This window comes from Saccharopolyspora kobensis, assembly GCF_900108315.1.
Taxonomy (GTDB): Bacteria; Actinomycetota; Actinomycetes; order Mycobacteriales; family Pseudonocardiaceae; genus Saccharopolyspora; species Saccharopolyspora kobensis.
In genome coordinates this window covers 1,331,632-1,347,284 of sequence record NZ_FNVB01000002.1, presented here as the reverse complement: position 1 = coordinate 1,347,284, position 15,653 = coordinate 1,331,632, and the positions used below count along the sequence as shown (strand labels likewise).

Here is a 15,653-nt window from a genome sequence, read left to right as displayed (position 1 = left end):
ACCGCCCCGGCTAGTCGCCGCCCTCGAGGTAGGAACGACCGCGCGCCGACAGCCCGAACCCCGACTCCACCTGCTCGACCAAACCCAGCTCCCGCAGCCGCCACACATCGGACTTGCACCGCGACACCGGGCGGTTGTGCTCCGCGGCCAGCTCCGCCGCCCGGATACCGGGCCGCCGCCGCAACACCTCCAGCACCTGCCGCGTCCACGGCCCGCGCGGAGCCGAGACGTCCAACCGCGCCAACTGCTGATCGATCACCGCCCGCTCACGCCCGCCCACCACCACCGGCTCGGCCACCGGCCGCGGCGCCGGTCCCTCGAAGCTCAACGTGAGGCGGTAGACCTCACCCCGGCCGTGCTTGGCCAACGAAGCCCGCAACCCCGCCGCCGAACCGAACCCCGCACGCCGCGCATCGTCATCGGTGAGCTCCCCGGGATCGACCCGGCTGACCTCGCCGACACCGATCAACCCCACCACCGTGCTCAACCGGGTGCCCGCCTCGGCCAGCGGCGAAGGCCACCGCAGGTAGGCCTCGCTGATCTCACCGGCGGCCACACCCCGCAGGATCCGCTTGCTCAACACCCCACCCACGCTAACCGGCACCCACCGATGGTGGGACAGCACCACATGATGATCACGAAACGCTCTCGCCAACTACCGCCCGCACATCCCACCAGGGGAGAATCGGGACATGCTGCAGGTCTGCCTCAACGGCGCCCGGTCACCGCGCGAGCACTTCCACCTGCCCGTCCACCCGGAAGAACTGGCCAAAGCCGCCGCCGACGCCGTGGCCGCCGGAGCCACCGACATCCACCTGCACCCCAAAGCCCCCGACGGCACCGACAGCCTCGACCCGCACCTGGTCGCCACCACCCTGCGCGCGGTGCGAGCCGCCGCCCCCGGCATCCCCGTCGGCATCACCACCGGAGCCTGGACCGCACCCGACGCCACCGACCGCGTCCGCGCCATCCGGGCCTGGACCGTGCTGCCCGACCACGCCTCGGTCAACTGGCACGAACCCGGCGCCGACGACGTCGCCGCAGCCCTGCTCGAGCGCGGCATCGGCGTCGAAGCCGGCATCTACTCCGGCACCGACGCCGACCAGCAGTTCCACAACTCACCGCACCGCATGCGCGTGCTGCGCGTGCTCGCCGAGGTCACCGACCGCACCGCCCGGGGCGCGGCGGCCACCGCCGAAACCCTGCTCGACCGGCTGCGCCCCGCACCCGCCCCGATCCTGCTGCACGGCGAAGCCGCCGGAGCCTGGCCGGTGCTGGCCGCAGCGGCCCGCCACGGCCTGGCCACCCGCATCGGCCTGGAAGACACCCTCGCACTGCCGAACGGCCAGATCGCCACCGACAACGCCGAACTCGTCACCGCGGCCATCGCCCTGCTCGCCACGGGGGAGCGGCCCTGACCCCGGCCAACACCGCAGACCGCCACACCACCCGCCCCAGGCCACCCCGGAAGCCCGCCCCTAACCCGCTCCGGGCACGCGAACCCCGGCGGAGCGGAGCTTGGACTCCACGAGCGAGACCAGCCTGCCCGCAGCCGACCCGCGGTCATCACCGTGGTGGGCGACCAACCGGTACCGCGTCGCGGTCTCCGAACGAGCCTGCAACCCGGTCACGATCTTCAACAGCGCGGGATCGGCGAGGCAGTGCTCGACGAAGGAGGTGACGAGCTCGTCGAGACGCGGATCGTCCGGTTCCCACGCCATCGCCTCGACACCGCGCTTGAACAGGGCGACGAACCGCGGATCGTCGAGCGCCTGCTCGACGTGACCGAGGTAGTCGTCGAAACCCTCCGGAACCAGCGCCCTGGCCAGCACCCAGCCCTCCCTGGTCGCCGCCACCTCCGCCGGCGGGAAGCCCAGCCCCCGCATCCGCTCCAGCAACGCCACCGCACGATCGGGCAGCAGCGCCCGATCACCATCGGCGAGCCGGTGCAGCACGTCCCGCCGCGCGGCCAACTCCTCGATCCGCTCGGTCAGCTGCCGCTCGACGTCGGCCAGCGCCGCGGCGAACACCGCGGCATCGGCGTCGAGCAACATCCCGATCTCCGCCAACGGCACCCCGGCACCAGCCAACGTCCGGACCCGCACCAGCCGCAACAACTCAGCCGACCCGTACCGCCGGTAACCCGAGCCATCGCGCTCCGGCTCCTCGACCAGACCCAACTTGTGGTAGTGCCGCACCGTCTTCACCGTGACGCCCACGAAGGCCGCCGCCTGCCCGATCGTGACCCCGTCGCTCATCGGCTCAGCCTGCCCCGCCCGCGAACACCTCGTCGACGAGCCTGCGCTGAGCCTCGGCGAACGCCGGCCCGATCGATAGGGACTCATCGTCGACGTAGTTCAGCGCAGCGGACAACGTCGTACCGCCGTCGAGCGAACCGCACATCAGCACCGAGTGACCCACGCTGGCCCCGTTGTGCGAGATGACGGCACCACCGCTGCCCACGAACACCCCCAAGCCGTAACCGGTGTCCGCAAGCCCCGTCGGACGCGGGCTCCGCATCTCGGCCAGCAGCTCAGCGGGCAGCAGCTCACCCCTGTTGAGCGCCGAGAAGAACTCGCACAGGTCCCGGGTCGTCGAGATCATGTCACCACCGCTGGAGACCCACGACGGGTTCTGCCGGGTCACGTCGACCGTCCGCTGCTCACCGGCCTCCTCGTACCGGTAGTAGGCCCGGGCGCACGGCTCGGGGATCTCCGGCGAATCCGGCACCACCGTGCCCGACAGCCCCAACGGCTCCAGGACGCGCCGCCGCATCTCCGCACCGACCGGGCAGCCGGTGACCGCTTCGACCAGCAACCGGGCCAGCACGTAGTTGGTGTTGGAGTAGCTCCACCCCGTCCCGGGCTCGAACCGCGCCGGCCGGGACAACCCTTCCCGCACCAGCACCTCCGGCCGGTAGGCGCGGAACCGGTTCTCCAGCCACTCCCCGCCGGAGGCGCCGTAGGGGATCGGGATCGCCTGCACGACCGTCCCGTCCTCGTAGACCTCGCCGGTGAAGTTGAACAACCCGCTGGTGTGCTGCAGCAGCATCCGCACCGTGACCCGCCGGTCCAGCCCGAAACCGGGCAGGTGATCGGCAACCGGGCTGTCCAGCCCGACCCGGCCCTCACCCACCAGCTGCAGCACCAGGACAGCGGTGAAGGTCTTGGTGCTGCTGCCGACCCGGACGTGCCCGTCGACCGGCGGTGCCGCCGTCCCGCCCAGCTCCGCCAGCCCGGCGCTGCCCACCCATTCGCCCCGCTCGTCGCGCACCCGCAGCGACACCCCGATGAACCCGGACTCGACGACGTCCTCGATCGCCCTCCGCAGCTCCGGCCGGCCCCGCCCGGGAGCCGCCCCGCTGTCCGAAGTGGCGGTGGGCTCGCTGTGATCCTGACCGGAAAAGGTGGTGGACATGGCCTGATCCTCCGTCTCGGTGATCCCGGCTTCCTGCCGCTGCACCGAGCTTCCACCCTGACCCGAGGTCAACCTCAACCATGATCCGGATCACAGCACCCGCGGCTCAGCCGAGCCTGTCGAGGAAGGACACGACCGCCTCGGCGACGGCATCCGGCTGATCCAGCGGCGCCAGATGCCCGGCACCACCGATCTCAGCCAGCACCGCCCCAGGAGCCGACTCCACGGCCCGCCGCATCACCGCCCGGCTCACCAAGGTGTCCTCCCGCCCGTGCACCCACAACGACGGAACCCGCAGCCGCGGCAGCTCCGGCAGGTGGTTGAGCCGCATCCGCCGCGGCCCGTACGCAGCGATCTGCCAGTCGTCCAGCGCACGTTCGCCGTGCTCGGACCGGCGCCGCGCCTCGGCCCCGATCAACTCCATCAGCGCCTCGAAGTCGCGCGTGCCCTCGCCCCGGACGAACGTCCGGACCATCGAACGCCGCAGCACCGACGGCGAAGCCACCCACCGCGCCGACCAGCGCAGCAGGGGAGAGCACTGCAACGACAACCACGTCAGCCACTGCAGCGGCCGCTTGTCGTCCAGCCCGCCCGGGTTGATCGCCACGAGCCCGGCGACCCGCTCCGGACGCGCCAAGGCGTAGCCGATGCCGATCCCACCGCCCATCGACAAACCCACCAGCACCGCGCGGGAGACGCCGAGGTGATCCAGCAACTCCTCGACGACCCGCTCCATCCGCGCCTGGTCGAGCACTCCCGCCCACGGGCGCGACCCGCCGTGCCGCGGCAGATCCACCGCCACCACCCGCCGGTCGCGCGCCAGCACCGGCATCAGGTGCCGCCAGGTCAGCTCCGCGGTGTCGAGCATCGCCCCGTGCAGCAGCACCACGCACGGCGCGCCCTCCGGCCCCGCCTGGTACACCCGCAACGGACCCTGCGCCAGCTCGACGTCCTGGTGCTCAGCGAAAACATCGGTGGTCATGCTTCTCCAATCTGGTCGGCGAGCAGATCCAGCAACCGCGAATGAGCGCGGTGCGCGGCCGCCGGATCACCGTCACCGCCCACCTCCCACCCGGCGGCGACCAGCCCGGCCATCGACTCCACCGCCCGGCTCAACTGCTCACCGCTGAGCGCCCCCACCGTGGCCGAAGCGTTCGCCAGACCGACGGCGAACACCGACATCACCAGCGAGGCCGCCGCAGGATCCAGATCAGCGCGCAGCAGTCCCGCCCGGCTCAGCTCGGCGACGTAGTCGGACAGCCACTCCATCCGAGGCCGGTACCGCTGCGGCCCCTTCTCCCGCAGGTAACCGCCCAGTGCACCGTCATCGGCCAGGTAGCAGGCGAGCATGAGCTCATCGCCCAGCAACGCCTCCAGCCCGAAGCGGTAGACCGCCGACAGCGACACCGGCTGCGCGCTGCTGTCCACCCGGTCGCGCACCGCCTGCGTCAGCGCCCGCGCGGAGCGGACGAGCAACGCCTCCAGCAACGCCTCCTTGGACGGGAAGTCCAGGTAGACGGCTCCTTTGCCGACTCCGGCGCGGCGGGCGATCTCAGCGATGGTGGTGTGCTGGTAGCCCTTCTCCAGCACGATCGCCCGCGCCTGGTCCAGGATCACGTTCGCGCGATCGGGAATGGTCGCACGGGGCATGGAACCTCCCACCCGTCGTAGTGACCAAAATTCTACATCCAGTCACTACGGCCGCGCTCACCGCACCACGAGGAGCGAAAACCCGTTGCTGCGCGCGGAAAGCGCCCGCTTCGCCGTCGATGATCGGCAGAATCGGGGGAGAGGCACCGCACTGCGGACCGGCGTTCCCGCTCCGATGTCCGGCTCACCCGAGGAGGACTGGTGACGATCCCGGCGGACTCGATCGAATCGATGCACCAGCTCACCGTCGCGTGGCGAGCAGCGGTGCTGGACCGGAACCCGCACGGCGACGTGCGAGACCTCCCGGGCATCGCCGTGCGCTGGGCGGACTGCCAGTTCCCGATCTGGAACTGCATCGCGCTCACCGACATCGCCCCGGACGCGACGCTGGTCGCCGAACACCTGAACCGCGCCGCCGACATCATGCGCACCAAGACGTTCCCCGGCCTGGTCGCGGTTTTCGAAGACCTGCTCACCGCCGACGCTCGCACCGCGCTGAGCTCAGCTGCCGAGCGGGCAGGGCTCGACCACGCCTTCTCCGGAACGGGCATGGCCGCAGACCCGCTGCCCGCACCAGGGCCGGACCACCCCGACCTGACCTTCGTGCGGGTGCGCACCGAAGCCCAGTTGCGCGACTACGCCGACCTCAACTCGCGAGCCCAGGATTTCCCCCTGGAAGCCGGCCGAGACGGCCTGACCGGATCAGCGCTCCGGAAGACCCGAGTGCACGCCTACCTGGGGCTGCGCGACGGTGTCCCGGTGACGTGCGCCGCGACGACGGAAACCGCAGGCCGCCTCTTCGTCATGCTCGTCGCCACCGACCCGCGATGGCAGCGCAGGGGCTACGGCGCAGCGGTGACGCGAAAAGCACTCCACGAAGGCGCGAAGGCCACCGGCCTGACCCGCGCGACGCTGCACGCGACACCAGCCGGTGCGCCGGTGTACGCCCGAATGGGCTTCAAGCCGAACTCACCGATCCACTTCTACGGTCTGCGAACCGAAAGGCCAGGGGAGAGGTCGACCACCTGAGAACGGGATGGGCGGCAAGGCGGCCGACGGCGGGCATCTCGATCTCCAGTCGAAGCCCGGCGGCCAGGGTGCGTAGTCGCGCGGACGGCGACTGAGCGCGGACGGCAGCGCAGCCGCAGAACGACCTGGCGAGGCCTGCCGCGCGGACGAAACTGGTTCGGCATCAGCGGAACCTGAGATGGCCGGAGGAGGGGGCGAATCGCCGCCGATCAACTCGACTTAACATAATGTACATTATCGGCGTTACGGCGACCTGCGGAGATGACCCCGGGAAGGGCCTTCGGGCGACGTCGGCTGATGCAGGACTCATGCGGCTGACAGCCTGTCCGGCAACCGGTGCGTGCAGCGGCTTGTCGTGTTGGCTCGGCGCGGGCGGATCGCCGTCGGCCTCCGCGAGCGCCGCCTCAGCCAGCTGGCGATGTGCGGTTCGGCGCAGCTCGCGCATTGACGCGAAGTTGCCCCCTGGGCGCCGGATTGGCCTGCTGGCGCGGCGTTTCGAGGCCACGCCCATCCGACCATTAACGTCACAGTGACAAAACTAGGCCGATGGAGCCGGACGTTCATCCGCGGCACCGAGCGGTTCCAGCTCGGCGACTCATGATCAACGGGCGCTGCGCCCGGCTGGGCTCGATGATCGGCAACCCTCGCACCGCGGCCGCCATCGGCCGACTCGACATGCTCAGCGGAGTGATCAACAGGCTTCGCTTGTGAGAGGCGGATGTTCGTCTGAGCGTGAAGTCCGGTTGATCAACGCGCGCGGGGGCGCACCTCGATCCCCCGGAGCGAGCCACCTCCACTCGGGAACTCACTTCTCCATTTGATGGATAATGTTGATTATCCATCAAATGGAGAAAGCGATTGAGGGGCTGGCTCGCCGCAGCCACGCGCGGTCGACGGTTGCGCGCACCGGAGTTCGAGTCGGCACGTCTTCTCGACCATCCACCTCGGCATCGCCCGGGCTGAACGCTCCCCTCGAACAGAGCTCCCCGCCCACCGCTGCTGGGCCGGTCATCGCAGTGATCGGTCCAGCAGCCGCAGCAGTTCCCCTACCCGGCCGCGCCCGCCTGGTGCATCCGGGTAGCGCGCCAGGACATCCGTCACGGTGGGGTCGGCGAGGTCTCGGGCGGTCTCGATGTAGGCGTTGCCGACGGTCGGGTCGTCGCCTGCTTCGAGTTCGAGCGCCCGGGCGGTGTGGGCCGCTGATCCGAGGATGTGCAGGACCTGGGTCGCTTTGGCCAGCGGGTGCAGGAATGCCGCGCTGGCTGCGGCGACGGCGGCGCGCGCCGCTTCACCGGCAGCGGGCTGTCCGGCGTCCCGGGCTTCCTGGAACGCCCGGTGCGCCGCCCATGCGCTGTCGCGGATCGCCTTGGTTCGCTTGGCTCCTCCGGCGAAGGTCTGCGCTGCCTCGATCGCGGTCCGGGTTCGTCGGTCACCGGGACGCGCGCGTTCGAAGATCTCCGTCGCGGGCTTGGCGCAGGCTGCGGCGTAGCCCGCGACGGCGCGCAGTTCGGCCATGCTGAGCTCGATGGTCAGGTTCTCGTCAGCCACGTTCACGCCGTTCAACGGTATCGTTGAAGATCCGGTTGAGCCTTTCTCGGGACAGCAGCGCGAAAGTCCGGCAGAACCCTCAAAGCAGCGAGGACGCGATCGGGACGACTCCCCTGCCCCGCCGGGGTCTCAGCCGTCTGCTGCCGCTTGCCGCTGCGGTGCTTTCGTCCGGGTGGCCAGGACGATGAGGGCTCCGGCGATGGTTCCAGCGAAGTACGGGGACGGGACGAGGACGATGCCGGCGAGCGTGCACCACACCAGCAGAGCCCAACCGATGCCTGCGGGGACCGAGGCCCCGCGCCCGGCGAGGTGCCAGATCAGGCAGGCCAGCAGGATCAGCGGGACGGCGAAGCTGCCGGGACCGCCCCAGAAGGCGACTTTGTCCTGCAGGGCCTCCACGGTCGGTGCGGTGCCGATGTCGGCGAGCGGAACGGTTGCCCACAAGCCCTGGTACAGCCAGTCGGTGAACTGCGCCGAGCTGATGAGCGCGATCAGGCTCAGATGGCCTGCTCCGAGCACGAGCATGATGGCGCTGGCCCAGCGGAGGAGTCGCTTCCTGGTGTTCATGGTGGTCGTCCCGTGGTCGGTCGCGCAGGTCGCCCAGCGCATGCGGCTGCTCTGTGTTGACCAACATAGAATATGTCGGCCAACACAGGCTCTGTTCGCGGGCATACCTGGTTAGATGGGCCGCATGGCCACGCGACGTGTCGAGCGAACGCAGGAGAGCCGGCAGCTCCTGGTGGCGGCTTCCGCCGAGCTGTTCGCGGAGAAGGGCTACCGGCAGACGAGCTTCGTCGACATCGCCGACGCGGCGGGCATCAGCCGCGGTTCGATCCCCTGGCACTTCGGCAACAAGCTGGGTCTGCTGGAGGCGGTGGTCGACGACCAGCTCCAGCACGTGCTGGCCGACGTCGCGCCTGCCGGGGATCCGCTGGACGAGCTCGTGAGCTTCATCCGCTCGCCCGCGACGCGGTTGTTCATCACCTTGCTGGCCGAGGCGGTGGAGGTCGGCTCGCCGATCCGGGAGCACTACGCGCGGCTGCACGCGACGTTGCGGGAGGCGGTGCGGGCGCGGGTTCCGGGTGAGGTGGTGCCCGCCGGCACGACGCCGGAGGCGTTCGCGGTCGTGCTGGTGGGGATCGTCATCGGTGTGCACGCGCAGTGGCGGGTCGCGCCCGAGGCGGTGGATCTGGAGTCGGTCCGCGCGACCATCGGTGCGCTGCTCGCGGTGGGCGGGGCCTGACTCCCCTGTCCCGGCGTTCGCGCGGGTGGTGATCAGGTCGTGAAGCGGTGGCGGGCTTTCTCGATGTGGTCGAGGTACTGGTGGGTCCAGCCGCAGATGGCGTCGACGGTGCTTCGCAGGGCTCGGCCCGGTTCGGTGAGGGTGTAGTCGACGCGGGGTGGCACGGTCGGGTGCACGGTTCGCTCCAGCAGCCCGTTGCGCTCCAGCATGCGCAGGTTCTGGGTGAGCATCTTGTGGCTGATGCCTTCGACTTCGTTGCGCAGTTCGCTGAAGCGGCGGGTGTCCTCGCCGAGGGCTTCGATGATCAGCAGCGCCCACTTGTTGGCGACGTCGGAGAAGATCTCCCTGGCCAGGGAATCGGCGCGCCGCAGGTCGGCGTCTTCGGGCAGACCGGCGAGCTGGTGCTTGGTCACCATCGGGTTCCTCTGTTTCGGAAAAGTGCGTTCTTCCGGGTCGGCCCACACTCTCCTACGGTTTCCGAGTAACCACAAGAGAGCGTGGAAGAAGGGTGAGCACTGTTGACCATCGATGTTTACGTCCACGGCGTGTCCGCGGAGGGCGAGTTCGGCTACTCGCAGGCGATCCGCTCCGGTGAGCTGATCCACGTCTCCGGGCAGCTGTCGCTGGACGAGTCGGGCGAGTTCGTCCACGCCGACGATTTCGGCGCGCAGCTGGAGCGGACCTACCTCAACGCGGACCGGGTCTTGGAGCACTACGGCGCCACGCGCGACCAGGTCGTCTCGCAGACCGTGTACGTGGTGGGCCTGCAGCGCTACGCCGCGGCGGTGGCGGAGGGCAATCTGGCGTACTTCGGTGCTCACCGGCCGGTGAGCACCGTCGTGGGCGTCTCGGAGCTGACCTTCCCGGGTCAGGTGGTCGAGATCGCTTTCCTCGTCGACACCGGTCTGCCCGCTTGATCTGCTCCCGGGCGCTCGCCGGTGCGGCGGGCGCCCGGGGGCTCAGGGGCGCCAGCGCGGGGCGTAGCCGGGGCGGTCGGTGTAGGGCAGGCCGATCAGGGCTCGGGTGGGGCAGCCTCGTTCGTCCTCGGGCGGGTAGCTCTCCCCCAGTTCGTCGCAGGGGCCTTCTCCGGTGCCGCAGTGCTGGTGGGCGGTGAGCAGGCGGGTTTTGAGCTCGCACTCGCGGAAGCCTCGGATGGGGGTGATCAGGCAGGTGTGGTGGGTGCCGGTTTCGGCGTCCTGCCTGGCTCGGCGCAGCAGTTCGAGGTCGATGTCCAGCTGGCGGTGCAGGAACTGGGCGAACCGGTCCATCTGTCGCACTCCCGGTGTCCGCTGTGGTGGTCGGTCACAGGCAGGGACATGGTGGCGGCTCGGTGATGACGTCGTTCGGCGGGTGATCTTGCCCGTGTTTGTGGGTGGTTGTCGGATTGGTGGCGGGTTGTCGCCAAGAATTCCCGTGCGCGGGTGGCGCTTCTTAGGGTCGGCGCGGATCTGGTCGTTCCGACGTGCGGGAGTTCGGCATGGTGTTGCGCGGTGTTCAGGTGGCCCGGCGGGTGTTGCTGGCCGGTGGGTTGGCGGCCACGGCGGTGGGCGTTTCGGGGATTCCGGTGTGGGCGTCGTCGTCGCGGCGGGCGGCGCCGGAGATCGCTTCGACGTCGGATTGGCAGGCGCGGGAGCCGAGTTCTCCGGTGCAGGTGCTGGACGTCAAGCCGGTGAAGATCGTGGTGCACCACACCGCGACGCCCAACAGCGAGGACACCTCGCAGGAGCACGCGATGGAGCTGGCGCGCCAGATCCAGGACTTCCACATGGATTCCAACGGGTGGATCGACACCGGGCAGAACTTCACCAATTCCCGGGGCGGCTGGTTGCTGGAGGGAAGGCACAAGAGCTTGTCGGTGCTGACCGCGGGTGAGCAGCACGTGCTGGGCGCGCATGCGGGTGAGCAGAACTCGGAGTCGCTGGGGATCGAGAACGAGGGCACCTACATCGATGCCAAGGTGCCGGACGCGTTGTGGGATTCGCTGGTGGAGCTGTGCGCGTACATGGTGGCGCAGTACGGGATCGAGCCGGGTGAGATCTACGGGCACCGGGATTTCATGGCAACCGAGTGCCCGGGTGATGTGCTTTACGCGCGATTACCGGAGCTGCGGGAGGCGGTGGGTGCTGCCGCGGGCAAGGTGGTGGCGCAGCCGGTGGTGTGGCCGTTGCTGCGGTCGGGTTCGGCGGGGCCGCGGGTGAGCGCGTTGCAGCTGCTGTTGCGGGCGCGGGGTGAGTCGGTGCCGGTGGACGGCGTGTTCGGCGGGCGGACGCAGGAGGTGGCGGCCCGGTTGGCCGCTGAGCTGGGTGCCACGGGTGCGGAGTGCTCCGGGACGCGGGTGGCCGAGCCGGGGTTGTTCGGCGGCCGTGGTTGGGACGGTCTGGTTCCGGTGGTCGGTGGTGGCGCGTCGGGTGATGTGGTGCGCGCGGTGCAGGCGCTGCTGATCTCCGGTGGCCGGTACGTGCCTGCGGATGCGCGCTTCTCCGACCGGATGGTGTCGGTGGTGCGGGAGTTCCAGGCTGCTGGTGGGCTGGCGGTGACCGGTGTGGTGGACCGGGCGACGTGGCAGCGTCTGCTGGCGTGATCGGTCAGGGGTCGTAGAGCACGGCGCAGGTGATCAGCAGGGCGAGCAGGATCAGCGCGGTGGCGGCGATGTCGAGTGCGAGCGCGGTGGTCATGGTGAGTTCCCGGGTTCTGATCGCTGGTTCCTGCGGCGGGCGTGCAGGCTGGTCACCGTCACGGTGGCCAGCACCAGCACGATGACGGCCAGGGACAGCGTGGTGGGGATCTGCGGGAGTGCGGGCCAGATGTCGTGGGCCCAGTGCAGGACGAGCTTGGCGCCGATGAAGGCCAGGATGATGGCCAGTCCGTGGCTGAGGTGTTCGAGCTGGGTGAGCGTGGTGTGCAGGACGAAGTAGAGGGCGCGCAGTCCCAGCAGGGCGAAGGCGTTGGTGGTGAAGACGAGGTAGGGGTCGTCGGTGACGCCGTAGACGGCGGGTACGGAGTCCACGGCGAAGACGATGTCGGTGGCGAAGACGGCGACCACGACGACTGCCAGCGGGGTCAGGGTCCTCCGGCCGCTGTCGCGGACGATCAGGCGGGTGCCGCGGTAGTCCTCGGTGATGGGCGTGAGGCGGCGCAGCAGGCGCACGGAGCGCAGGTCGGAGACGTCGGGGTCGAATCCGGTGCCGGTGATGGCCTGGTGGAGGATCTTGCCGGCGGTGACCAGCAGGATCGCGCCGAAGAGCAGGAACGCCCAGGCCCCGGTGTTCAGGAGGGCGGCGCCGGCGGCGATGAACACGCCGCGCAGGACGAGTGCGCCGACGATGCCGTAGAGCAGGACGCGCTGCTGGAGTTCGGGTGGGACGGCGAAGCCGGCGAGCAGGATCATGAAGACGAACAGGTTGTCCACCGACAGGGATTTCTCGACGACGAAGCCGGTGATGAACTCCAGCGCGTGCTGGCCGCTGAAGGTGGCCCACAGCAGCACCCCGAACAGCAGGGGCAGGGTGAGGTAGAACGCCGACCAGCCGATGGCTTCGCGCAGCCGGACTTCGTGCGGGTGCCGGGTGACGAGGAAGTCGGTGGCCAGCAGGGCGAGCAGGACGGCGATGCTGATGGCCCACAGCCAGGGGGTGCCGATCGAGGTGGTGGGCACGGGGCCTCCTCGAACTCGGTGGGTTCGAGGTCTCCTTCGCCCGTGGTGGGCGGCCTGCCGGGAACACCTGCCGGGGTTGTTCGTCCTGACCGGTCGGGCCTTTGGTGAAGTACTCCCCTCTTGGCCGAGTATCGGCCAAGAGGGGCGGGGTGCAAGCCGGGCGGGGTCAGTGCGCGCTGGTGCGTTCTGCCGGGGTGCTTCGGGTGGGCAGGTGGCGGTCGATGGCCCAGGTGGCCAGGCCGCAGGCGGCGAAGGCGGCTCCGAGCAGGCTCGCCGCGGTCCAGCCCGCGGTGGTGTGCACGGCGGTGGTGGTGGCTGCGCCGAGGGCGGAGCCCAGTGAGTAGAAGATCATGTAGCCGCCGATGGCGGTGCTGGTGCGGTCGGGGTGTGCGGTGGCGAGCAGGTGCTGGTTGCTGACGTGGGCGAGTTGGACGGCGAAGTCGAGCAGGAGGATTCCGGCGGCCAGCGGCCACAGCGATCGCGGGAGTTGGGCGATGCCCGCCCAGGAGGCGATGAGCAGGATCAGTGCGATGCCGGTGGCGGTGCGGGCGTGTCCGGCGTCGGCCCATCGTCCGGCGCGTCCGGCGCCGAGGGCTCCGGCGAGGCCGGCGATGCCGATGAGTCCGATCTGGGATTCGGTGAGGTGCCAGGGTGCGGCGGCCAGTGGTAGTGCGATGCCGCTCCAGAGGGTGGCGAAGGAGGCGAAGAGGAAGAAGGCGATGAGGCCGCGGGTGAGGAAGAGGCGTTGCCGGAAGAGTCCGCCGAGTGCTGCCAGGGCTTGGGTGTACCGGGCTGGGGGTTGGGGTCGGTGGTCGGTGGGCAGTGCGGCCAGGACTAGGGCGGTGAGGGCGAGTGCGAGGGTGGCCAGCACGAGGTAGGTGCTGCGCCAGCCCCAGATGTCGGTGAGCGCGCCGGCGAGGATTCGGCCGCCGAGGATGCCGATGACCACGCCGGAGACCACGGCTGCGATGTTCTTGCCGCGTTCGTCGGGTGCGGAGATGGTTGCGGCGTAGGCGACGGTGGTTTGCACGACGACGGCGAAGAGGCCTGCTGCGGCCAGGCCGGTGAGGGCCGTCCAGGCGGTGTTCGCCGCGGCGGTGAGAATCATGCCCGCTGCGGTGAGTGCGAGGTGGGTGGCGATGAGCTTGCGGCGGTCGAGGACGTCGCCGAGCGGCATGAGCAGGATCAGGCCCGCGAGGTAGCCGATCTGGGCGGTGGCGACGATCCAGCCGGTGTGTTCGGCGGGGATGCCGAGGTCGTGGCCCATGGGTTCGAGCACGGGTTGGGCGGTGTAGATGCTCGCCACCGCCACTCCCCCGACCATCGCCAGCAGCAGTCGTCGCCAGGTTCCCATCACCACGTCCAATCAGTAGCATTTTGCAACTGTTTTGAGGCTAGGGCACAATGGTTTCAAAACGCAACTCTCCTGGTGGTGCCATGACCTCTCCGGACCCGGGGTGGACCGACCCCGAATGCCCGGTCGCCCGCACGCTCGACCTCGTCGGCGACCGGTGGAGCCTGCTGGTGATCCGCGACGCGATGGACGGGGCGCGGTCGTTCACCGAGTTCCAGCGCCGCACCGGCATCGCGCGCAACATCCTCACCGACCGGCTGCGCAAGCTCACCGCTCACGGGCTGCTCGTCCAGCGCGCCGCGCCCTCCGGACGCCGCCAGGAGTACGCGCTCACCGACGCAGGCCGCGACCTGTTCCCCGTCGTGGTCACGCTGCGCCAGTGGGGAGAACGGCACGCCTTCGCCCCCGGCGAGGCCCATTCCACCCTCCTGGACCGCAACGGCGCGGTCGTGCCCGAGCTGGTGCCCACCAGCGCCGACGGCACCGTCCTGGACGCCGAGAACACCCAGGTGCACAAGCTCCGGTAGCCGGGCGCAGGAAGACGCGCCCTCACCGTTGCGCCGGCGCCATGCCCACCGGCAGGGTGCCGGGATGCGCATGCTGTTCACCTGCATCGGTGGCCCCGGACACCTCAACCCGCTGCTGCCGATCTCCCGGGCGGTGGCCGACGCCGGGCACACCGTGCTGTGGGCGGCCTCCGGTGCTCTGGGCGGACTCGTCGAGAACGCCGGGTTCTCCTTCCACCAGCTCGGTTCCCGGCCCGCCCCCGGACCGCGGAAGCGGGCGCCGTTGCGGGTGGCCGACGCCGAGCAGTCCGACGAGGAGGTGCGGGAGAACTTCGCACGCAAGGCCACCAGAACCCGGCTGCCCCTGGTGGGGCCGCTGATGCGCGACTGGAAGCCGGACCTGGTGGTGTGCGACGAGTTCGACTTCGCCACGATGCTGACCGCCGAGCTGCTGGACGTGCCGCACGCGAGCGTCCTGGTATCGGCGAGCGGCCTGCAGATACGCCCCGACGTGGTCGGCGGAGCGCTGCGGGAGATCCGGGCCGAGTGCGGGCTGCCTGCCGATCCGGACCTGAGCATGCTCGGCCGGTTCCTGCGGCTCGCACCGTTCCCACCGACCTTTCGCGCACCCGGGGCGTGGCGGCACGGCACCGAGCGCGCGGTCCGGCCGCCCTCGCCCGCTCCGGCCGGGCCCGCACCGGAGTGGGCAAGGGTGCGCCCGCACTCGCCGGTCGTCTACTTCACCCTGGGCACCGAGTTCGGGATGGAATCCGGCGACCTCTACGAACGGGTGCTCGCGGGACTGCGCGAGCTGCCGGTGAACCTGCTGATGACCGTGGGGCGGCAGATCGACCCGGCCGAGTTCGGGCCGCAGCCCGAGCACGTGCGCATCGCCCAGTACGTGGACCAGGACGAGGTGCTGCCGCACTGCGACGCGGTCGTCTCGCACGGCGGGTCGGGCAGCGTGATGGGTGCTCTCGCGCACGGGGTGCCGTCAGTGCTGGTGCCGATAGGCGCCGACCAGCCGGTGAACGCCGAGCGCGCCGAGCAGCTCGGCGCCGCCACGGTGCTCGATGCCGCCACGGCGACACCGGCGGATGCCCGCGAAGCGATGTCGGAACTGCTCGCGGTGCCGACCTACCGGCAGCAGGCCGAACGCCTGCGCGCCGAATTCGCCGCACTACCCGGCCCCGATCACGCCGCGGCGCTGCTCGAGAACGTCGCGCGTGCGCGGTAGGTCGCCGGAACTCC

General features: G+C 70.3%; 19 protein-coding genes. 7 read left to right on the top strand and 12 right to left on the bottom strand.

Going from position 1 to position 15,653, the window contains the following annotated elements:
- Nucleotides 1-10: 10 nt before the first annotated feature.
- Nucleotides 11-583 (bottom strand): ASCH domain-containing protein, encoded by a 573-nt coding sequence (locus tag C4T78_RS06070; protein WP_093353366.1) that lies wholly within the window; start codon nt 581-583, stop codon nt 11-13.
- Nucleotides 584-692: 109 nt separating this feature from the next.
- On the opposite strand from C4T78_RS06070, the gene C4T78_RS06065 reads away from it, so the two are divergent.
- Nucleotides 693-1,418 carry a 3-keto-5-aminohexanoate cleavage protein gene (locus C4T78_RS06065; protein ID WP_093353363.1) on the top strand — a complete coding sequence of 242 codons (726 nt, stop codon included), beginning with the start codon at nt 693-695 and terminating at the stop codon, nt 1,416-1,418.
- Nucleotides 1,419-1,478: 60 nt separating this feature from the next.
- Here the strand turns inward: C4T78_RS06065 and C4T78_RS06060 are convergent, their stop codons facing one another.
- The 4 genes from C4T78_RS06060 to C4T78_RS06045 all read right to left on the bottom strand — a co-directional run bounded on the left by C4T78_RS06060 (nt 1,479) and on the right by C4T78_RS06045 (nt 5,067).
- Nucleotides 1,479-2,258 (bottom strand): MerR family transcriptional regulator, encoded by a 780-nt coding sequence (locus C4T78_RS06060; RefSeq protein ID WP_093353361.1) that lies wholly within the window; start codon nt 2,256-2,258, stop codon nt 1,479-1,481.
- A gap of 4 nt (nt 2,259-2,262) precedes the next feature.
- Nucleotides 2,263-3,417, bottom strand: coding sequence for a serine hydrolase domain-containing protein (locus tag C4T78_RS06055; protein ID WP_093353803.1), 1,155 nt, complete (start codon nt 3,415-3,417; stop codon nt 2,263-2,265).
- A gap of 106 nt (nt 3,418-3,523) precedes the next feature.
- A complete protein-coding gene (locus C4T78_RS06050; RefSeq protein WP_093353358.1) occupies nt 3,524-4,399 on the bottom strand; it encodes an alpha/beta fold hydrolase in 876 nt (291 codons plus the stop codon).
- On the bottom strand, nt 4,396-5,067 hold the full coding sequence (locus tag C4T78_RS06045) for a TetR/AcrR family transcriptional regulator (RefSeq protein WP_093353354.1): 672 nt from the start codon (nt 5,065-5,067) through the stop codon (nt 4,396-4,398). The genes C4T78_RS06050 and C4T78_RS06045 overlap by 4 nt, the downstream gene beginning before the upstream one ends.
- A gap of 201 nt (nt 5,068-5,268) precedes the next feature.
- Here C4T78_RS06045 and C4T78_RS06040 point away from each other — a divergent pair, with 201 nt between their 5' ends.
- Complete coding sequence (locus C4T78_RS06040) at nt 5,269-6,096, top strand: GNAT family N-acetyltransferase (RefSeq protein ID WP_177247619.1); 828 nt, start codon at nt 5,269-5,271, stop codon at nt 6,094-6,096.
- Between the two features lie 1,008 nt (nt 6,097-7,104).
- Here C4T78_RS06040 and C4T78_RS06035 read toward each other — a convergent pair.
- Both C4T78_RS06035 and C4T78_RS06030 read right to left on the bottom strand, forming a co-directional pair.
- Entirely contained in the window at nt 7,105-7,611 is a 507-nt protein-coding gene (locus C4T78_RS06035) for a putative immunity protein (protein ID WP_093353798.1), read from the bottom strand.
- Nucleotides 7,612-7,773: 162 nt separating this feature from the next.
- Nucleotides 7,774-8,253 (bottom strand): DUF6463 family protein, encoded by a 480-nt coding sequence (locus C4T78_RS06030; protein WP_235863572.1) that lies wholly within the window; start codon nt 8,251-8,253, stop codon nt 7,774-7,776.
- Nucleotides 8,254-8,335: 82 nt separating this feature from the next.
- On the opposite strand from C4T78_RS06030, the gene C4T78_RS06025 reads away from it, so the two are divergent.
- Nucleotides 8,336-8,887 (top strand): TetR/AcrR family transcriptional regulator, encoded by a 552-nt coding sequence (locus C4T78_RS06025; RefSeq protein ID WP_093353351.1) that lies wholly within the window; start codon nt 8,336-8,338, stop codon nt 8,885-8,887.
- 32 nt (nt 8,888-8,919) lie between these two features.
- Here C4T78_RS06025 and C4T78_RS06020 read toward each other — a convergent pair whose 3' ends face one another.
- Nucleotides 8,920-9,303: a winged helix-turn-helix transcriptional regulator gene (locus C4T78_RS06020; RefSeq protein WP_093353349.1), complete on the bottom strand. Its 384-nt coding sequence runs from the start codon at nt 9,301-9,303 to the stop codon at nt 8,920-8,922.
- Between the two features lie 102 nt (nt 9,304-9,405).
- Between C4T78_RS06020 and C4T78_RS06015 the strand changes: the two genes are divergently transcribed.
- Nucleotides 9,406-9,804 carry a RidA family protein gene (locus C4T78_RS06015; protein ID WP_218161596.1) on the top strand — a complete coding sequence of 133 codons (399 nt, stop codon included), beginning with the start codon at nt 9,406-9,408 and terminating at the stop codon, nt 9,802-9,804.
- A gap of 42 nt (nt 9,805-9,846) precedes the next feature.
- On the opposite strand, the gene C4T78_RS06010 is transcribed toward C4T78_RS06015, so the two are convergent.
- The gene (locus C4T78_RS06010; protein ID WP_093353344.1) at nt 9,847-10,155 is read right to left on the bottom strand and encodes a DUF6221 family protein; all 309 of its coding nucleotides are present in this window, start codon (nt 10,153-10,155) and stop codon (nt 9,847-9,849) included.
- Between the two features lie 226 nt (nt 10,156-10,381).
- Nucleotides 10,382-10,552: a hypothetical protein gene (locus C4T78_RS36910; RefSeq protein WP_235863571.1), complete on the bottom strand. Its 171-nt coding sequence runs from the start codon at nt 10,550-10,552 to the stop codon at nt 10,382-10,384.
- On the opposite strand from C4T78_RS36910, the gene C4T78_RS06005 reads away from it, so the two are divergent.
- On the top strand, nt 10,533-11,468 hold the full coding sequence (locus C4T78_RS06005) for an N-acetylmuramoyl-L-alanine amidase (RefSeq protein ID WP_235863570.1): 936 nt from the start codon (nt 10,533-10,535) through the stop codon (nt 11,466-11,468). The genes C4T78_RS36910 and C4T78_RS06005 overlap by 20 nt on opposite strands.
- A 90-nt stretch (nt 11,469-11,558) precedes the next feature.
- On the opposite strand, the gene C4T78_RS06000 is transcribed toward C4T78_RS06005, so the two are convergent.
- Complete coding sequence (locus C4T78_RS06000) at nt 11,559-12,542, bottom strand: TerC/Alx family metal homeostasis membrane protein (RefSeq protein ID WP_093353341.1); 984 nt, start codon at nt 12,540-12,542, stop codon at nt 11,559-11,561.
- A gap of 166 nt (nt 12,543-12,708) precedes the next feature.
- Entirely contained in the window at nt 12,709-13,902 is a 1,194-nt protein-coding gene (locus C4T78_RS05995; RefSeq protein WP_309599261.1) for an MFS transporter, read from the bottom strand.
- A 77-nt stretch (nt 13,903-13,979) separates the two neighbouring features.
- Between C4T78_RS05995 and C4T78_RS05990 the strand changes: the two genes are divergently transcribed.
- Both C4T78_RS05990 and C4T78_RS05985 read left to right on the top strand, forming a co-directional pair.
- Entirely contained in the window at nt 13,980-14,423 is a 444-nt protein-coding gene (locus C4T78_RS05990; RefSeq protein ID WP_093353336.1) for a winged helix-turn-helix transcriptional regulator, read from the top strand.
- Nucleotides 14,424-14,487: 64 nt separating this feature from the next.
- Nucleotides 14,488-15,639, top strand: coding sequence for a glycosyltransferase (locus C4T78_RS05985; RefSeq protein ID WP_093353334.1), 1,152 nt, complete (start codon nt 14,488-14,490; stop codon nt 15,637-15,639).
- Nucleotides 15,640-15,653 lie beyond the last annotated feature (14 nt).